The sequence below is a fragment of the Xanthomonas translucens pv. cerealis genome (assembly GCF_006838285.1).
Classification (GTDB): domain Bacteria; phylum Pseudomonadota; class Gammaproteobacteria; order Xanthomonadales; family Xanthomonadaceae; genus Xanthomonas_A; species Xanthomonas_A cerealis.
On the sequence record NZ_CP038228.1, the window covers coordinates 3,003,880 to 3,017,369 of the forward strand.

A 13,490-nucleotide genomic window follows, 5' to 3' on the forward strand; every position below is an offset into this window, starting at 1 on the left:
TGGCAGCATGCCGCCGCGTGGCGCGCGACGCTTACTGGGCCGGCGCCGGCTGCGGCTTGGGCGGCGCCGGCTGGCCACCGAAATTCACCGCCGGCGCCTCGGAGATCTGCGCCTCGTTGGCTACGGAGAAATTCGGCTTTTCCTTGTAGCCGAAGATCTTCGAGGTGATCACCTGCGGGAACGAGCGGATGTAGGTGTTGTAGTCCTGCACCGCCTGGATGTAGCGGCCGCGGGCCACGGTGATGCGGTTCTCGGTGCCTTCCAGCTGCGCCTGCAGGTCGCGAAACGACTGGTCGGACTTGAGGTTGGGATAGTTCTCGGTGACCACCAGCAACCGCGACAGCGCGCTGGACAGCTGGCCCTGCGCCTGCTGGAACTGCTGCAATGAGGCCGCATCATCGGCGTTGACCTGGACCTGGCCGACCCGCGCACGCGCATTGGTCACGTCGGTCAGCACTTGCCGCTCCTGGTCGGCATAGCCCTTGACCGTATTGACCAGGTTCGGGATCAGGTCGGCGCGGCGCTTGTACTGGTTCAGGACCTCGGACCAGCCGGCCTTGACCGCCTCGTCCTTCTGCTGGATCGCGTTGTAGCCGCAACCGGACAACAGCACCGCGACGGCGGCGAGCAACAACGAGCGGGACAACAGGCGCATGGCGCTCTCCGGGGTAAAGACAGGGCGCAGCTTGCCACGCCCCCCGTGAAAACGCAGCCGCGAAGCGGTCAGCCGTTCACCACTGGCCGGCACCGGGCACGTGGTGCGCAGCGGCACGGCGGCGCATCAGCAGGTTCAGCCACTCCACCAGCACCGAGAAGCCCATCGCCGTGTAGATGTAGGGCTTGGGCACGTGCACGTCCAGGCCGTCCAGGATCAGCACCACGCCGATCATCAGGATGAACGCCAGCGCCAGCATCTTCACCGTCGGGTTGGCGTCAATGAAGCGGCCCAGCGGGTTGGCCGCCAGCAGCATCACCGCCACCGCCAGCAGCACCGCCGCCACCATCACCGGGATGTGCTGGGCCATGCCGACCGCGGTGATCACCGAATCCAGCGAGAACACGATGTCGATCACCGCGATCTGCGCGATCACCATCCAGAACACGCCCGAGGCCTTGCTGGTGGTCGGATCGGCGTCTTCGCCGCCGGTGATCATCTCGCGGATCTCCATCGTGCCCTTTACCAGCAGGAACACGCCGCCGACGATCAGCACCAGGTCGCGCACCGAGATGCCCATGCCGGCGACGCTGAACAGCTCGCCCTGCATCCGCGCCAGGAACGCCAGCGACACCAGCAGCGCAATACGGGTCAGACACGCCACCGCGATGCCGAACTTGCGCGCCGCCGGGCGTTGCGCCTCGGGCAGCTTGCCCACCGCGATGGAGATGAACACCAGGTTGTCGATGCCCAGCACGATTTCCAACGCGCTCAGCGTCAGCAGCGTCAGCCAGGTGTTGGGATCGGCGAGAAACTCGAAAGCCATGGGGTCGAATCCTTATAACGGTAAATAAAGACAGGCGCACGTCACAGCAGGCGCGGCAGCAGGATCAGCCCCCAGCACAGCACGACATTGGCCAGCATCAGCAACACCGCGGCCGAGCCCATGTCCTTGGCGCGGCCGGCCAGTTCGTGGTGCTCGGGCCCGTAGCGCTCGATCACCGCCTCGATCGCGGAATTGAGCAACTCCACTGCCAGCACCAGCAGCAGCGAGCCGATCATCAGCGCCTGCTGTACCGGTCCCTGCCCCAGCCACAGCGCCAGCGGCGCCAGCAACACGAACAGACACACCTCCAGCCGGAACGAAGACTCGTGCAGCCAGGCCGCGCGCAGCCCCTGGTAGGACCAGCGCAGCGCCATCAGCATCCGGCGCGGCCCGCGCGGCAGGTGCCCGAATTGGTCGGCCATGGATCAAGCCCGACCTGCGGTACGGAAACGCGACGGCGACGGCCGGAAGGGAACGGTCATGGGCGATGGCAAAGCGGGGTAGGCGCCAATTTTGCCACAAGCCCCCGTTCGCCGCCGAGCCAGGCCGCCGCCGGCAACGGATTTGCCTGCGGCGCGGTGCCTGCGGCACCATCGAAGCTCGATCGTCGTTTGGAGCTGCTTCATGTCCCGTTCGCCGTTACGCGCCGCGCTGCTCGCCACCTGCATATTCCTGCTGGGCCTGCATTCGGCCCTGGCGATTGCCGCCGCACCGAAGATCCCCGAACAAGTCTCCAGTCCTGACTGGGAACAGGACATGCAGCGCTTCGCTCAGGCCGACGCCGCGCATCCGCCCAAGCATGGCGGCGTGCTGTTCGTCGGCAGTTCCTCGATCCGCTTGTGGACCTCGCTGGCCAGCGATTTCCCGGGTGTGGACACGCTCAACCGCGGCTTCGGCGGCTCGGAGATCCGCGACAGCACCTGGTACGCCGACCGCATCGTGGTGCCGTACCGGCCGCGCCTGATCGTGTTCTACGCCGGCGACAACGACCTCAACAGCGGCCGCAGCCCGCAGCAGTTGCGCGAAGACTTCCTGGTCTTCGTGGCGCGGGTGCGCCGCGACCTGCCCGCTACCCGCATCGCCTACCTCTCGATCAAACCCAGTCCGGCGCGCGCGGCGCTGCTGCCGCAGGTGGCCGACGCCAATGCGCTGATCCACAAGGCGGCCGCAGGGCTGAAGCGGGTGGACTTCATCGACGTGTACACGCCGATGCTTGGCGCCGACGGGCAACCGCGCGGCGAACTGTTCGGCCCGGACCGTCTGCACATGAACCCCGCCGGCTATGCGCTGTGGCGCGACATCGTGCGGCCGTACCTGACGCGCTGAGCACGCCCGCCGTTTCAGGCGATGCGGCTTCAGGCGATCCGGCCGTTCACTTGACCGGGTCGAAGCGCACGGTGGCGGTGGTGCCGCCGCCTTGTGCGCTTTCCAGCCCGATCCGCCAGCCAAAGCGCTCGCACAGCCGGCGCACGATCGACAGGCCCAGCCCGGTGCCCTGCGGGCGGTCCGGTTCGGCGCGGAAGAACGGCTCGAACGCGCGCTGCAGCGCTTCGCTGGACATGCCGATGCCGGTATCGCGGATGCTGATGCGGTCGCTGCCGACCTCGACCTCGATGCTGCCCGCGTCGGTATAGCTGCAAGCGTTGCGCAGCAGGTTGCTGACCACCACATGCAGCACCCGCGGCGGCGCATGCAGGCGCGTGGCGGCGACGACGCTGACGCGCAGCGTCACCGGTTTGCCGGCCAGCAGTTCGCGCGCGTTCTCGGCCTCGTACTCGACCACGTCGGCGACCTCGAAGGTCTCGCTCTGCGGCACCACGTCTGCCTCGCGCGCCAAGATCAGGAACGCGTCGATCACCGCTTCCATGTCGCGGCCGGCGCGCTGGATGCGCTGCAGGCTGCGGCTCAGCCGCGGCGACAGGTCCGGATCGGTCATGGCGATGTCACTGGCGACGCGGATCACGGTCAGCGGCGTGCGCAGCTCATGGCTGGCGTCGCGGGTGAAGTTGCGCTCGCGCGAGACGTGATCGGTGACGCGCAGGGCCAGTGAGTGCAAGGCCGCGGCCAGTTGCCGCGATTCGCCCTGCACGTCGGCCGGCAGGTTTTCCGGCGCCAGATCGGCGGTGGACGGATGCCGCGGGTCCCATTGCGAGACGCGCCGCGCCAGCCAGTTCACCGGCGACAGCAGGCGCCGCGAGGCGTGGTGGGTCAGCCATCCCACCACCACCACCGCGATCAGGGTCAGCAGCGCCGGCACGATGCCGAACCAGAACGCCAGGCGCTGCGCCTGCGCGCGCAGGAACACCAGGTACAGGCGCCCGGCCTTGGTCTCGTCGACCAGCACCATTTCGCCGCCGGGGCGGTTCTCGTGCAGGCCAGGCTCAAGGCCGCGCAACTCCGCTGGCACCGCCGCATCCGATTGCCCGGCCGGCACCAGATAACCGCGCAAGGTGTGGCTGTTGGGCGGCGGCTGCGCCGGCGACTGCGCGTGCAGGCGCCAGTAGTGCGCCGCTTCCTCGCGCATCACCGATCCGACCAGCGAGTGCTGCACGACCGCCACGACCAGGTAGCTGCCCAATGCAACGATGCAGGCCGCGAACAGGATCCGGGCGATCAAGGCAAGGCGGATTTTGCGCGGCAGACCGTGCGGCATTAAAGCTTCCGTTTCTTTTTGCCACGATTATAGAAGGGCGGATCGTAAATCCGCCGTGCAAGCAGACTCCGTTTCCGGGGCCTGCTGGGCACGAACGCGAGTACCGCTCAGCTCATCGGCTGGGCGATGTCGGCGATGCGGTAACCGGCGCTCTGCACGGTGTGCAGCAACGGCCGGTCGAACGGCTTGTCGATGATCTTGCGCAGGTTGTAAAGATGGCTGCGCAGCGTGTCCGAGTCGGGCAGGCCATTGCCCCAGATCTCGCGCTCGATCTCCTGGCGGGTAACCACCCGCGGCGACTCGCGCATCAGGATGGTCAGCAGGCGCAGGCCGATCGGCGACAGCTGCAGTTCGGTGCCGGCGCGGGTCGCACGCATGCTCACCGGGTCCAGCACCAGGTCGGCCACTTTCAGCACTTCCGAGCCCACCTGGCGGCGCTCGCGGCGGATCAGCGCACGCAGCCGCGCTTCCAGTTCCTGGATCGCGAACGGCTTGGTCAGGTAGTCGTCGGCGCCGAAGCCAAGCCCGGTGAGCTTGTCGTCAAGCGTGTCGCGCGCGGTCAGCATCAGCACCGGCGTGGACTTGCGCGCGTCGTTGCGCAGACGGCGGCATACCTCGATGCCGTCCAGGCGTGGCAGCATCAGGTCCAGCACCACCACGTCGTAGCTGTTCTCCGCGGCCAGACGGTAGCCGTCCAGGCCATCGCAGGCGTAATCCACTTCGAATCCGCGGCCTTCCAGATATTCACCGATCATCTCGGAGATGTTGCGGTTGTCCTCGACGACCAGAACGAGTCCGGAGGTTTCCTTGGTCTGACGCATAGAGCTTCCTCAGTCTTCAGCTTTGTGAAACATGCCGGAAGCCCGGTGGTGATCGCGTGAAGAATGCTTCATATGCATGACCAGCGCAAAATCAGCCGCCGATCAAGGGCTTGAGCTTGGGCCACACATTCTCCAGCAGCTTCGGCTGGCCGGCGGCGGTGGGATGCAGGCCGTCGTCCTGCATCAGCGCCGGGTTCAGCGCCACGCCCTCCAGCAGGAACGGCAGCAGCCCGGTCTGGTACTGCCTGGCCAGGTCGGCGTAGACCGCGCGCAGCCGCTGCCGGTACGCCGGCCCGTAGTTCGGTGGCACGTCGATCCCCAGCAACAGCACCTTCGCGCCGGCATCACGGCTGAGCACGATCATCTTCTCCAGATTGCCGCGCAGTTCCGCCGGGGTCAGCCCGCGCAGCGCGTCGTTGCCGCCGAGTTCGATCACCACCACCGCCGGGTGGTGTTTCTGCAGCAGCGCCGGCAGCCGGGTCAGCGCGCCAGAAGAGGTCTCGCCGCTGATGCTGGCGTTGACGACCGCCGGTGGCGCCTGCATCTGTTGTTGCAGGCGGCGCTCCAGCAGCGCCACCCAGCCAGACTGGAGCGGAATGTTGTGCGCAGCGCTGAGGCTGTCGCCGACTACCAGCACCGGCCCCGCCGCACCTTTGGCACAGGCGATGGCGGGCAGCAGCAGACACCATGCCAGACAGGCCAAGAGCCAGGCGCTGCGCGTCCAGGCAGGCGTTCCTTTCGTATCGTTGCCACGCATCCGGAGATTTCCTCATCGACAGTCTGGCCCCCACTCCCCGCACCGGCATCGCGATCGACGTACGCGATGTCGGCAAATCCGTCAGCGGACCGGAGGGTACGGTCCACATTCTCGATAAGGTCGGATTGACCATCGGTGAAGGCGACAGCGTCGCCATCGTCGGCGCCTCCGGCTCCGGCAAGACCACCCTGCTCGGCCTGCTCGCCGGGCTGGACCTGCCCACGCGCGGCGAGATCGTGCTCGCCGGGCAATCGCTCAACGCGCTGGACGAGGAGGCGCGCGCCGCCTTGCGCGCGCGCGCGGTCGGTTTCGTGTTCCAGAGCTTCCATCTGCTGCCGTCGCTGACCGCCGCCGAAAACATTGCGCTGCCGCTGGAACTGGCTGGGCGCGAGGATCCGGCGCGGGTGCGCGAAGTGCTGGAGGCGGTCGGCCTGACCGCGCGGGCGCGGCACTACCCGCGGCAGCTGTCCGGCGGCGAGCAGCAGCGCGTGGCGCTGGCGCGCGCGTTCGTGGCGCGGCCACGCATCCTGTTCGCCGACGAACCCACCGGCAGCCTCGACCAGGCCACCGGGCAACAGATCAGCGACCTGCTGTTCGCGCTCAACGCCGGTAGCGACACCACCCTGGTGCTGGTCACCCACGACCTGCGCCTGGCGCAGCGTTGCGAACGCCGCTACCGGCTCGACCGCGGGCGCCTGCGCCATGCCGAAGCGGTGGCCGACGCATGAACGTACTGCGCCACGCCGCACGCGCGCTGCGCCGCGAGCTGTTCGCCGGCGACCTGCTGACCGTGTTCGCCGCGCTGGTGCTGGGCGTGGCGGTGATGACCGCGGTCGGCACCCTGGTCGATCGCGTCACCCTGGCGCTGACCGGCAGCGCCGCCGAGGTCATCGGCGGCGACCTCGGCGTCACCGGGCGCCAGGACATCCCCGCCGCGTTCGCCGCGGAGGCGCAACGGCGCGGCCTGCGCCACACGCGCCTGGTCAGCTTCCCCAGCGTGCTGTTCCATGGCGATGCCAGCCAGATGGCCAACATCAAGGCGGTCGACGTCGGCTATCCGTTGCGCGGCGAACTGTTGGTCGCGCGCGACACCGTCGGCGCCGGCAGCGAGCGCGCCGGCCCGCCGCCGCGCGGCCAGGCCTATGCCGATCCGCGCCTGCTCGAGGCGCTGGGACTGAAGCTCGGCGACGACCTGGAATTCGGCGCCGGCACGCTGCGCGTGACCCGGGTGCTGCGCGCCGAGCCGGATGCGTCGGGCGAGCTGATGCAGCTGTCGCCGCCGCTGTTGGTCAACCGCGCCGACGTCGATGCCGCCGGCTTGCTCGGCCCCGGCAGCCGCGCCTCGTACCGGTTGATGATCGCCGGCGCGCCGGGCGAGATCGCTGCGCTGCGCGAGTGGCTGGCGCCGCGCGCCAAGGCGTTCCGCCTGGTCGGCATCGAGGACACCCAGCGCGGCGTGCGCGGCGCGTTCGACCGCGCCGGCCGCTTCCTGGCGCTGACCGCGTTGCTGGCGGTGCTGCTGGCCGGCGTCGCCACCGCGCTGGCCGCCAACCGCTTCGCGCTGCGCCGCATCGACACGGTCGCGGTGCTGCGCTGCCTGGGCGCGCGCCAGCGCGACATCCTCGGCGCACTGGCGCTGCAGTTGCTGCTACTGGCGATTCCCGCCTGCGCGCTCGGCGTGGGCCTGGGCATGCTGGCGCAGATCGGCCTGGTCGAAGCGCTGGGCAGCCTGATCCCGAACCGGCTGCCGCTGCCGCAGGCGACCCCGGCGCTAGCCGGCGCCGGCATCGGCCTGTTGCTGCTGCTCGGCTTCGGCCTGCCGCCGCTGCTGCGGCTGCGCGACGTGCCACCGATGCGCGTGCTCAACCGCAGCTTCGCCGCGCTGCCGCCGACCTCGCTGCTGGTCTACGCCGCCGCGCTGGTTGCCACCGTGGTGCTGGCGGTGTACGCCACCGGCGACGGCGTGCTCGCGGCCTGGGTGCTGGGCGGACTGACCCTGCTGGCCGCGCTCGCCGCGGCAGTCGGCAGCCTGCTGCTGGTGCTGCTGCGGCGACTGCAATCACGCCTGCGCGGGCCGTGGAAGCTGGGCCTGGCCGCGCTGACCCGGCGCCGCGCGCTGAGCGTGGTGCAACTGGTCGGGCTGTCGCTGTCGCTATGCGCGTTGCTGCTGCTGGCGGTGATCGGCCCCGGCCTGCTCGGCCAATGGCGCGACCGGCTGCCGGCGGACACGCCGAACTACTTCCTGATGAACATCCAGCCCGACCAGGCCGAGCACGTGCTCGGCGCGCTGCGCGGGCTGGGCGTCACCGACGCGGCGGTGGAGCCGTTCAGCACCGGCAAGCTGGTGGCGATCAACGGCAAGCCGCCGCAGCACCAGGAGCAAGGCCCGGAGGACGACGGCGATGGCGCCGATCGGCCGATCAACTTTTCCTGGCGGCATGAGTTCCCCGCCGCCAATCAGTTGTTGTCCGGGCGTTTCTGGGCTGCCGACAGCACCGCGGCGGAAGCCTCGGTGGAGCAAGCCTGGGCGCAGCGCTACGGCCTCAAGCTCGGCGACCGCATCACCCTGCTGCTCGGCGAGCAGCAGCGCAGTTTCACCGTGACCAACGTGCGCAAGGCCGATTGGGATTCGTTCCGGGTCAATTTCTTCCTGTTGCTCAACGCTGGCGCGGTGCAGGACGCGCCGTACAACCTGATCTCCGCGTTCCACCTGCCGCGCGGTTCGGCGGCGCAGTTGAGCGGCCTCAGCCGCAGCTATCCGAACGTGTCGCTGCTGGACATCGACGCGATCCTGGGGCGGGTGCGCGAGGTGATCGACCAGGTGGCGCAGGCGGTGCAGCTGGTGATGGGCTTCAGCCTGCTGGCCGGCGTGCTGGTGTTGCTGGCGGCGCTGCAGGCCACCGCCGGCGAGCGCCGCTACGACAGCGCGGTGCTGCGCACGCTGGGCGCGCGCCGCGGCCAGTTGCGCGGCGCGGTGCTGGTGGAATTCGGCGCGCTCGGCCTGCTCGCGGCGCTGCTGGCGGTCGGCGCGGCGGCCGCGATCGGCGTGGTCGTGGCCAAGCAGGCGTTCGACCTGGCGCTGTCGCCGCCGTGGCCGGCGCTGCTGCTGGGCGGGGTCGGCGGCGTGCTGCTGAGCCTGCTCGCCGGCTGGTCGGGCACGCGCCGCATCCTGCGCACGCCGCCGGCGCTGGCCCTGCGCGAGAACTGAGCGTGCGCGGCGATGGCAGCGCGCAGTGCCCGCAGGCGACGGAGGGCGGCCGCCGTTAGCGGCGCGGCGAGCGCGCGCAAGACGGTGGCTGCAAGCGCCGCCGCTTGCCGGCACAATCGCCATTCCCACGTAGAGCATGCTTGGCCGATGAGCGACACCCTCTCCCGCAATGACACGCCGCACCTGGCCTGCATCATGGCCGAGACCCGCAGCGGGCCGTACTACATCGCCACCGCACCGACGCTGCAGGCGCTCGAGGGATTGGGCAGAATCCTGCGCGAGCGCAACAGCGTGCGCGGAGAAAAAGAGGATCCGGTCGCGATCCTTGCGGTGTGGTACGAGGAGTGCGAGAACGAAGTGGCCGCATTGCTCCGCGCCGCCGAGATCTCCCAGCTCAGCCATTGCTGGCAGCGCGGCCTGATCGAGTCGTTCAATCCGCAGTGGCTGGACCTCAGCGGGGTATCGGTCGGTTTTCCATGGATCTTCACCTTGCCCGAGCGCAAGGGCTCGAGCTACCACCTGGTGACCGACCTGTAGGCCAGCGCCACAGCGCGATGCGTGCCGCAAAAGGGACGGCGCCACTCCCGGCCGCCGTCCCACCCTGGCGCTGCGCCGGCAGCGGCGTTCAACGCGCGGCGGGCGCCGGCTCCACCCATTGCGCGAACAGCGCGGCGATCTTCGCATCGGCCACAGGCTTGCCCTGCTGCACCGCCTCGGCCTGCTCGAACAGCGGCACGATCATCGCCATGCCATCGAGCCTGGTCTTCAGGTGCACGCCCGGCGGCTTGCCGAGGAACCCGTCCCAGTGCGCGCGCACCCTGGCCCAATAGCCCTGGGTCGCCTTCCAGTAGGCGTAGGCCGGGGTGAAGTCGACATCGCTGGTCTTGACGTAGTCGTTGAAGCCGAATTCGCGCGCGATCGGCTGCTGGCTGCCGTCAGGCTTGCGCAGCACCTTGGTGTTGAACTGCTCGTGGGACCAGCCGGCCGGGGTCAGCGTGTGCCGGTTGATCACCGCCAGCGCGTTGTAGTCGCTGCGCTTGGTGTATTCGCGGCGCGGCAGCGGGCGCCAGCTCAGGTCGCTGGTCCAGGTCGGGTGGCCGTCGGCGTAGTCCCAGCGGCCGGTGCCGCAATAGCGCGGCGCATCGCTGACTTCGTACACGCATTGGGTCCAGGCGCCACGGGTCGTGGCGGCGGCGAGCGGGCGCACCTGCCAGGTCTGGTCGGCGCTGAATTCGAAACGCTGCGGCGCCTCGTAGCTCCAGTCCTGGCGCCAGTGCTTGGTCACGTGGCCGCTCTTGGTGTCGACCAGCAGATGCTGCAGCACCACCTTGCGCGGGCTGTCCTGGACCACGATCACCACTTCGTTGGCGCCGCTGCGCATCGCCGACGCGCGCGCGTAGCCGGGCTTGAGCAGCACGGTCTCGTCGAAGGCGAAATCCACGGCGTACTCGCCCTGCATCGCCAGGATGCTGGCGCGGTCGCGTTGCGGATCGGCGTCCTCGGCGTGGGCCAGGTTGGTCGCGGCGAGCAGGAGCAGGGACAGGAGCGGTGATTTCATCGTCGTGGTCGGTTCGCGGTAGCTGAGGAGGAAAGCAGAAATGCGCCCTAAAGGCGCAGCAATGGCCACGGCTGTTGCGGATCGTGGCGCGCGGCCGACTGGCCGGCGCGGGCGCAGCAGCAGTCGTCGACCAGCACTTCGCCCTCGGCCGCTTCCAGCCGCGCGATGCGCCGGGCGATGCTGGCGCCCAGCGGCGACACGCTGGCGACGCTAGCCGCCAATGCGCCGTCGCTGGCGTGCAGACGCAGCGCCCGTGCGCGCCAGCTGTCGCCGCTCAGGCGCCCGGCCACGCGTCGCCACAGGCGTTCGGCAACGCCGGCATCGGCGCTGCCGCTGTGAATCGCCGGCAGCGCCGACAGCAAGGCGTCCCAGGCGACGAAATCGCTGTCCGGCAGCAGGTACAGGCGCCAGCAGCAGCGTTGCTGGCGATCGTAGAAGCACAGGCTTTCGAGCAGTCCGTCGCTGTCCACGCCGAGCTGCGCGCCGACCCGCAGCGCATGGCTCCAGCCCATCAGTTCGGTGCCCAGCTGCGCGCGGTACAGGCACAGCACGGTGCCCAGCGCCGCCAGCTGCGCCGGGCGCGGCAGCGGCGCGGATGCGGCGATCCGGGTCGCGTCGGTGCTCGCTGCGGCCGCCTTGCGCATGCGCCGCTACCAGTCCAGCGCCAGGCTGACCGAGACGTTGCGTCCGGCGCCGGTATAGCGGTCGAGCACGCTGCTGCTGGCCAGGGTCGCGCCGGGCAGCGCGTTCCAGTCGATGTAGCGGCGATCGGCCAGGTTGAACACGCCGACGTTGAGCCGCGCGCCAGGAGTGAAGTTCCAGTGCGCGAGCAGGTCCAGCGTCGCGTAGCCGGACGGCGTGTAGTACGTCGCCAGCGCCGGGCGTCGCTTCTTCGCCACGAAGCTGCCGACCAGTTGCGCGCCCCAGCTGTCGCGCTCGTAGGCCAGGCCGAGCACGCCGCGCAGCGGATCGATCGCGTTCAGCGGCGTGGCGTCGGTCTTGTTGTCGCCGCGCGCATAGGCCGCGCTGGAATGCAGCGACCAGCCGGCCCAGCGCGCGGACAGCGCGCCGAAATCGACGCCGGCCCTGGCCTCCACGCCCTTGATCACCACGTGGTCGACGTTGCGCGACTGGTACAGCATCAGGCCGTCGGCGTTGTAGCCGACGAAGCTGTAGGACTCGATGAAGTCGCGGTAGTCGCTGTAGTAGCCGCTCAGGCCGAAATAGCCGGCCGCCGCGATGTAGCGCAGGCCCAGTTCGGCGCCCTTGCTGGTCTCCGGTTTCAGGTCCGGATTGGCGATGGCGGTGTAGCCGAACTGCAGGTTGCTGAAGCCGATGTTGACGTCGTTGTACGGCGGCGCGCGGAAGCCATGCGCATAGTTGCTGTACAGCGACCACGCATCGTCGATGCGCCAGATCGCGCCGAGCTTGGGCGAGACGTTGCTGTCGGTGACCTTCTCCGCGACCAGGCCGGGGTTGTCGGCGGCGAAGATCGCATCGACCTGCGGCGACAGCCGGTAGTGGTCCAGGCGCAGGCCCGGGATCAGGCTGAAGCGACCGTCGGCCAGGCGCATCTCGTCCTGCAGGTAGGCGCCGGCCTTGCTGGTCTCGGTGACCGGGAAATCGCGCACCGGGAACGTCTCCACGCCCACGGTCTTGCTGATCGCGCCGGTGCTCAGGTTCTGTGCGTCACCGTCGCGCTTTTCGTGGGTGTCGCTCCATGACAGGTCGATGCCGTAGCTGACATCGTGGACCACGCGGCCCTGGTCCACCCGCTTGTGCAGGTTGGCCTGCAACCCGTACAGGCGCTGGTCGAAGTCGTGCTGCATGTGCCGCAGGCTGTTGTTGCTGCGGCGCTCGTCGGTGCGTTGCAGGCTCTCGCTGTCCTGCCGATACAGCTGCCACTGCAGGTCGTCGGCGAGCAGCGCGTCGAGCTGGTCCACTTCGTGGGTCAGCGACACGCGGGCGCGGGTCTGATGGTCGCGGCCGCGCTGCGACAGGATGCTGGAGCTGACGTTGCTCAGCGCATCGATGCTGGAATAGTCCTCGTTGCCTTCCACGCTCAGCTTGAAGCGCTGGTTCGCGCTAGGCGCGTAGACCAGCTTGCTGAGCAGGCTGCGGCCGTCGCTACTGAGCGGATTGGGCGCGGTGCGCGCCGCGCCGGTGCTGCGGTTGTCGCCCTGGGTCTGGCTCTCCTGGCCCTGACGGTGGCTGACCGCGGCCATACCACTCCAGCGCTCGCCGCCGAACGCGGCCAGTGCACCGGCGAACAGGCCGTCCCATTCGCTCTCGTAGCCGATCTTCAGGCCCACGTAGCTATGTTTGCCCGGCGCCAGGTAGTCGGCCGGATCCTTGGTCACGTAGGCGACCACGCCACCGAGCGCATCGGAGCCATACAGCGAGCTGGCCGGGCCGCGCACGATCTCGACGCGCTTGAGCGTTTCCATATCGACGACGTTGCGGTTGGCGTTGAGATAGTTGCCGAAGCTGAAACTGTCCGCGACCGGGATGCCGTCGGTCTGGATCAGCACGCGGTTGCCGTCCAGGCCACGGATGCGGATGCCGCCGATGCCGCTGAAGCGACCGCTGTTGCCGGTGACCGCGACGCCGGGGGTGTAGCGCAGCAGATCCTTCAGGTCGTACACCAGTTCCTGGTCCATCTGCTCGCGGTCGATCACATCGACGCTGCTGGGCACCTCGACAATGGCGCGCTGGGTGCGGGTGGCGGTGACCTGCAGGCGCTCGAAGTCGCGCGGCGTGGCGGCACTGGCGGTGTCTGCGGCAGCGTCGGCGGGAGCGGCATGCGCGCAGCAGGCGGCCAAAGCCAGCCACAGCGCGCCGGTGAGCGGAGCGGTACGGATCATGGAGGTCATCGGAGGGTCGCGAAAAGTCCCGGCCACGCCGGCGCGAGCCGGCGCAAGGGCCGAGGAGAGAAACGGTCGCGACTGCGGGCGGCCGCAGCGGACCCATCGGGTCCGGCCAGGTGGCGGCAGTGTCGAGCGGGTGGCCTGG

General features: G+C 69.3%; 13 protein-coding genes. 4 read left to right on the forward strand and 9 right to left on the reverse strand.

Annotated elements, in window-relative coordinates:
- Positions 1 to 31: 31 nt before the first annotated feature.
- The 3 genes from E4A48_RS13310 to E4A48_RS13320 form a co-directional block, all read right to left on the reverse strand.
- Positions 32 to 655 (reverse strand): LemA family protein, encoded by a 624-nt coding sequence (locus E4A48_RS13310; RefSeq protein ID WP_009577265.1) that lies wholly within the window; start codon positions 653 to 655, stop codon positions 32 to 34.
- 76 nt (positions 656 to 731) lie between these two features.
- Positions 732 to 1,481, reverse strand: coding sequence for a TerC family protein (locus tag E4A48_RS13315; protein WP_039007622.1), 750 nt, complete (start codon positions 1,479 to 1,481; stop codon positions 732 to 734).
- A gap of 41 nt (positions 1,482 to 1,522) precedes the next feature.
- On the reverse strand, positions 1,523 to 1,903 hold the full coding sequence (locus E4A48_RS13320; RefSeq protein WP_039007623.1) for a diacylglycerol kinase: 381 nt from the start codon (positions 1,901 to 1,903) through the stop codon (positions 1,523 to 1,525).
- Between the two features lie 202 nt (positions 1,904 to 2,105).
- Between E4A48_RS13320 and E4A48_RS13325 the strand changes: the two genes are divergently transcribed.
- Complete coding sequence (locus E4A48_RS13325; RefSeq protein WP_142742560.1) at positions 2,106 to 2,807, forward strand: SGNH/GDSL hydrolase family protein; 702 nt, start codon at positions 2,106 to 2,108, stop codon at positions 2,805 to 2,807.
- Between the two features lie 46 nt (positions 2,808 to 2,853).
- Here the strand turns inward: E4A48_RS13325 and E4A48_RS13330 are convergent, their stop codons facing one another.
- The 3 genes from E4A48_RS13330 to E4A48_RS13340 all read right to left on the reverse strand — a co-directional run bounded on the left by E4A48_RS13330 (position 2,854) and on the right by E4A48_RS13340 (position 5,712).
- Complete coding sequence (locus tag E4A48_RS13330; protein WP_039007625.1) at positions 2,854 to 4,134, reverse strand: sensor histidine kinase; 1,281 nt, start codon at positions 4,132 to 4,134, stop codon at positions 2,854 to 2,856.
- Between the two features lie 107 nt (positions 4,135 to 4,241).
- The gene (locus tag E4A48_RS13335) at positions 4,242 to 4,955 is read right to left on the reverse strand and encodes a response regulator transcription factor (protein ID WP_003481607.1); all 714 of its coding nucleotides are present in this window, start codon (positions 4,953 to 4,955) and stop codon (positions 4,242 to 4,244) included.
- A gap of 91 nt (positions 4,956 to 5,046) precedes the next feature.
- On the reverse strand, positions 5,047 to 5,712 hold the full coding sequence (locus E4A48_RS13340) for an arylesterase (protein WP_039007626.1): 666 nt from the start codon (positions 5,710 to 5,712) through the stop codon (positions 5,047 to 5,049).
- A 125-nt stretch (positions 5,713 to 5,837) separates the two neighbouring features.
- Between E4A48_RS13340 and E4A48_RS13345 the strand changes: the two genes are divergently transcribed.
- The 3 genes from E4A48_RS13345 (at position 5,838) to E4A48_RS13355 (ending at position 9,457) form a co-directional block, all read left to right on the forward strand.
- Positions 5,838 to 6,440, forward strand: coding sequence for an ABC transporter ATP-binding protein (locus tag E4A48_RS13345; RefSeq protein WP_142742562.1), 603 nt, complete (start codon positions 5,838 to 5,840; stop codon positions 6,438 to 6,440).
- A complete protein-coding gene (locus tag E4A48_RS13350) occupies positions 6,437 to 8,920 on the forward strand; it encodes an ABC transporter permease (RefSeq protein ID WP_142742564.1) in 2,484 nt (827 codons plus the stop codon). Before E4A48_RS13345 ends, E4A48_RS13350 begins: the two co-directional genes overlap by 4 nt.
- A 147-nt stretch (positions 8,921 to 9,067) precedes the next feature.
- Positions 9,068 to 9,457 carry a GIY-YIG nuclease family protein gene (locus E4A48_RS13355; protein WP_039007629.1) on the forward strand — a complete coding sequence of 130 codons (390 nt, stop codon included), beginning with the start codon at positions 9,068 to 9,070 and terminating at the stop codon, positions 9,455 to 9,457.
- An 88-nt stretch (positions 9,458 to 9,545) separates the two neighbouring features.
- On the opposite strand, the gene E4A48_RS13360 is transcribed toward E4A48_RS13355, so the two are convergent.
- Genes E4A48_RS13360 through E4A48_RS13370 form a run of 3 tightly spaced genes read right to left on the reverse strand, consistent with a single transcriptional unit; the run spans position 9,546 to position 13,342 of the window.
- Complete coding sequence (locus tag E4A48_RS13360) at positions 9,546 to 10,478, reverse strand: DUF6607 family protein (RefSeq protein WP_142742565.1); 933 nt, start codon at positions 10,476 to 10,478, stop codon at positions 9,546 to 9,548.
- 47 nt (positions 10,479 to 10,525) lie between these two features.
- Positions 10,526 to 11,122 (reverse strand): ChuX/HutX family heme-like substrate-binding protein, encoded by a 597-nt coding sequence (locus E4A48_RS13365; protein ID WP_142742567.1) that lies wholly within the window; start codon positions 11,120 to 11,122, stop codon positions 10,526 to 10,528.
- Positions 11,123 to 11,128: 6 nt separating this feature from the next.
- Entirely contained in the window at positions 11,129 to 13,342 is a 2,214-nt protein-coding gene (locus E4A48_RS13370; RefSeq protein ID WP_142742568.1) for a TonB-dependent hemoglobin/transferrin/lactoferrin family receptor, read from the reverse strand.
- Positions 13,343 to 13,490: the final 148 nt, after the last annotated feature.

What these genes read in the sequence shown, in the direction of transcription:
- E4A48_RS13335 (WP_003481607.1), bottom strand. Translation starts at nt 4,955, where the DNA reads ATGCGTCAGACCAAGGAAACCTCCGGACTCGTTCTGGTCGTCGAGGAC.
- E4A48_RS13340 (WP_039007626.1), bottom strand. Translation starts at nt 5,712, where the DNA reads ATGCGTGGCAACGATACGAAAGGAACGCCTGCCTGGACGCGCAGCGCC.
- E4A48_RS13350 (WP_142742564.1), top strand. Translation starts at nt 6,437, where the DNA reads ATGAACGTACTGCGCCACGCCGCACGCGCGCTGCGCCGCGAGCTGTTC.
- E4A48_RS13325 (WP_142742560.1), top strand. Translation starts at nt 2,106, where the DNA reads ATGTCCCGTTCGCCGTTACGCGCCGCGCTGCTCGCCACCTGCATATTC.
- E4A48_RS13330 (WP_039007625.1), bottom strand. Translation starts at nt 4,134, where the DNA reads ATGCCGCACGGTCTGCCGCGCAAAATCCGCCTTGCCTTGATCGCCCGG.
- E4A48_RS13370 (WP_142742568.1), bottom strand. Translation starts at nt 13,342, where the DNA reads ATGATCCGTACCGCTCCGCTCACCGGCGCGCTGTGGCTGGCTTTGGCC.
- E4A48_RS13360 (WP_142742565.1), bottom strand. Translation starts at nt 10,478, where the DNA reads ATGAAATCACCGCTCCTGTCCCTGCTCCTGCTCGCCGCGACCAACCTG.
- E4A48_RS13355 (WP_039007629.1), top strand. Translation starts at nt 9,068, where the DNA reads ATGAGCGACACCCTCTCCCGCAATGACACGCCGCACCTGGCCTGCATC.
- E4A48_RS13315 (WP_039007622.1), bottom strand. Translation starts at nt 1,481, where the DNA reads ATGGCTTTCGAGTTTCTCGCCGATCCCAACACCTGGCTGACGCTGCTG.
- E4A48_RS13365 (WP_142742567.1), bottom strand. Translation starts at nt 11,122, where the DNA reads ATGCGCAAGGCGGCCGCAGCGAGCACCGACGCGACCCGGATCGCCGCA.
- E4A48_RS13310 (WP_009577265.1), bottom strand. Translation starts at nt 655, where the DNA reads ATGCGCCTGTTGTCCCGCTCGTTGTTGCTCGCCGCCGTCGCGGTGCTG.
- E4A48_RS13320 (WP_039007623.1), bottom strand. Translation starts at nt 1,903, where the DNA reads ATGGCCGACCAATTCGGGCACCTGCCGCGCGGGCCGCGCCGGATGCTG.